Genomic DNA, 2,703 nt, shown 5'->3' on the forward strand with positions numbered 1-2,703 from the left:
CACAACTGACGGCTGAGGGGAATCCCCTGATTCCTATGCTGGGTAATTTGCTCTAAGAGTCCGTCCGAGAAGTTATCTATGATTTCCGACTCCTTGCGATTCTGCGCATCATGATCCGGATCATGGCGAGGCGGAGGAATGCCAGAGCCATCCGTGAGAGGTTCTCGACGTCCTTGGCCAGCCTGCGGCAGCGGCCGAGCCATCCGAAGGTCCGTTCGACGATCCAGCGTTTGGGCAGGACCTGAAAGCCCTTGGCGGTATCGGAACGCTTGACGATTTCCAGGTGCCAGACGCCGAGTTCACGCACGGCGGCAGCCGTGGCGGCCCCCTGGTAGCCCCCGTCGGCGAAGATGCGCTCGACGAAGGGGAACAGGCGGCGGACCTCCTTCAGCATCGGCAACGCGCCGTCTCGATCCTGGATATCGGCAGGCTGGATCTGCGCCAGCGTGCCATCCCATTCCTACAGACACAGATACTCATGCACCCTATTCCAGGGCGGCAGATCCTTGGGCAGGGCCCGCCAATGGCAGCCGGTCATCAGCACATAGAACAGGCCATTCAGAACATTGGGGACATCGACCATGCGCTGTCGACCGCCGTGCTTCGCAGGGGGATCAGCGGCTCGACAAGCGACCATTCTTCATCGGTCAGGTCGCTCGGATATCTCAGGCCCTGCCGTTCATAAACCCGGCGGGTTTCCGTCGTCCACATTCTCTCCGCTACCTTTTCCTCTGGCGCGGCATAGAATCACAACGGATTCACTGGATTCAATAAGCTCCCGGACGGGCTCTCAGCGCTCCAGCCCGACCAGCATATCCTCAATGACGCCCGCGAGGACGCTCGACGGATCTTCCCCCCGGTCCCGACGGTGCAACATATCGCAGACCTGGTTGATGTCGAGGACCAAGATCAACTTACCCGCCTCCCGAAACGCGCCGTGCGTCACCTGCACAGCGTTGCGATTGGCCCCATTGCGCGAGATGATGATGGCGGTTGAACGCATCGCTTGCGGAAAGAGGTACTTTTCAGTGCTGTAAACTTCGCGTTGGGTTACGGGGTCTTTGTAGTTCTTGAATTCGAATATCAGGTAGCGGCTGCGGTGATCCATCACGAGGGAGTTCCAAAAATCGTTCTGCGAGGCAATCCGAGCGATCAGGTCGTACCGGTGGAGTCGGCTAAATGATTTCTGCTGTGGCGTCCAGTTTATGAGATCTCCATCGAACAAATATTTGAGAGCGTCGATGCAGGTGTTTTCAAAAGCTGTCGCCATCTTTCCTTTTCCCGGTTTGATATCCTTCAGTTTCTTGCAGAGGTCAGCACCGGGTGTGGCCGACGAAAGTGAGCGCGCGCGCGGAGCTGGTGGTGTAGGTGGCGTGTTAATGAAACCAACGGACGTCTGGCCCGGTTCCGGAAGCGGACTACTGCGATGGATGAAGCTCTCCTGACTGATCCGCTCCCATTCAGTAGCCAGCCCGGGACGGCTGCCAACCAGAAAGGTGATCACGTCATAATCCCAAACCGTGATCGACTTTGGAACCTCGGCGCGCAATGCCGTGGGCAGCCGCGCATTCGTCACAAGCAGCCCCACTTGGCTTGTGCTCTTGATCCGGAGGGCTTCCAGTTGATCAAACGCTCGGCGCCACAGGTCGAGGCTGATCTTGAGCGACTGGTAAAGTCGCGTCTCGACCACTGCCGTCGCACCCGAAGCATTGGAGACTCGAAAATCGACAATGCTATCTCGCCCGTCAATAATATCTTCTATAATTTTCAGGTCATACGCAACCATCAAGTCCGCAATGAATAGTCTGAATATATGCTCTAGGCCATTCATTTATACCTCCCTCTCCAGCTTTTCATTATCAGCTTGGCGTAAATGTCGTGCTATTTAACTCGGAGTTTATCGATTCGACAATGGAAAGTCAGCATCACGGCGCGCCACCGTGAGCCGGGTGACCTTCAATTTTTGCATATCTAAACGACAATCATCCAGACGTATCTGCAAAATTGCAAAGCTGTACAGAGAGGGTAATCACCTGATAGTTCCGCCTGGGGAGCCGGGTTAAGCGGCGGTTGCCGTTGTGGTTTTCGGGGCGGTGGCCTTCGATTCGGGTTTCGGGATGCCTTCCTTGAAGGCCCTGAGGGGCGTGCGCCTCTTCATGCCGCGTCCCTGATGGGGGCGCCGTTCGTTGTAGTAGACGAGATAAGCATCCAAGGCCGTTTTCAGCTCGTCCACGGTTTCGAACCAGGTTTTCCGGCCTTCGACCCGGAAATGTTCATCGAGCAGCGTCCGGTGAAGCCGCTCGGGTCGGCATAGATCAGGCCGGGCCGCAACTCGGCGGTTTCGCCGCCGGTCTGGGCGATCGAACAGCCGCCGGAGAGCGGGATGTGGAACATCACATTGTCGCCGGCATCGGCGGCATGGGCCGTGGTTCTGACGGCGGTGGAGGCCGAATGGCTGCCATGGCCGATCATCAGATCGGTGAGGATGGCGATCGAGGTTTCGGAATGAAAGGTCCGGGGGTCGTCGGGCGTGACGTCGACCCTGGTCATGGTCGACACCACGTTGCGGAACGCCTCGACCCGGTCTGCCACGTCGAAATCACCGGATCGGATGGACAGTATCGTCATGGCCCCTCCACGCACCGCAAACCCGGCCCGGCGTGATCTGCCATGGCCGCCCGATCAGGGAACAAGACTGGTCGA

The 2,703-nt window shown here is 57.9% G+C and carries 2 protein-coding genes and 2 pseudogenes; all 4 read right to left on the reverse strand.

The genetic code is table 11. The annotated features are described in order from the left end of the window. Positions 1 to 76: 76 nt before the first annotated feature. Positions 77 to 711, reverse strand: a pseudogene (locus Q0602_RS15085) (transposase). A gap of 79 nt (positions 712 to 790) precedes the next feature. Continuing rightward, entirely contained in the window at positions 791 to 1,831 is a 1,041-nt protein-coding gene (locus tag Q0602_RS15090) for a hypothetical protein (RefSeq protein ID WP_298845020.1), read from the reverse strand. A 228-nt stretch (positions 1,832 to 2,059) separates the two neighbouring features. After that, positions 2,060 to 2,302: pseudogene (locus Q0602_RS15095) on the reverse strand (integrase core domain-containing protein); the annotation flags it as partial. Then, positions 2,221 to 2,628 carry a hypothetical protein gene (locus Q0602_RS15100; protein ID WP_367276979.1) on the reverse strand — a complete coding sequence of 136 codons (408 nt, stop codon included), beginning with the start codon at positions 2,626 to 2,628 and terminating at the stop codon, positions 2,221 to 2,223. The pseudogene Q0602_RS15095 and the gene Q0602_RS15100, both read right to left, overlap by 82 nt. Positions 2,629 to 2,703 lie beyond the last annotated feature (75 nt).

Origin of the sequence: uncultured Salinicola sp. (assembly GCF_937921195.1) — a bacterium.
GTDB lineage: Bacteria > Pseudomonadota > Gammaproteobacteria > Pseudomonadales > Halomonadaceae > Salinicola.

Coding starts and splice junctions, on each gene's coding strand:
- Q0602_RS15090 (WP_298845020.1), bottom strand. CDS start 1,831: ATGAATGGCCTAGAGCATATATTCAGACTATTCATTGCGGACTTGATG.
- Q0602_RS15100 (WP_367276979.1), bottom strand. CDS start 2,628: ATGACGATACTGTCCATCCGATCCGGTGATTTCGACGTGGCAGACCGG.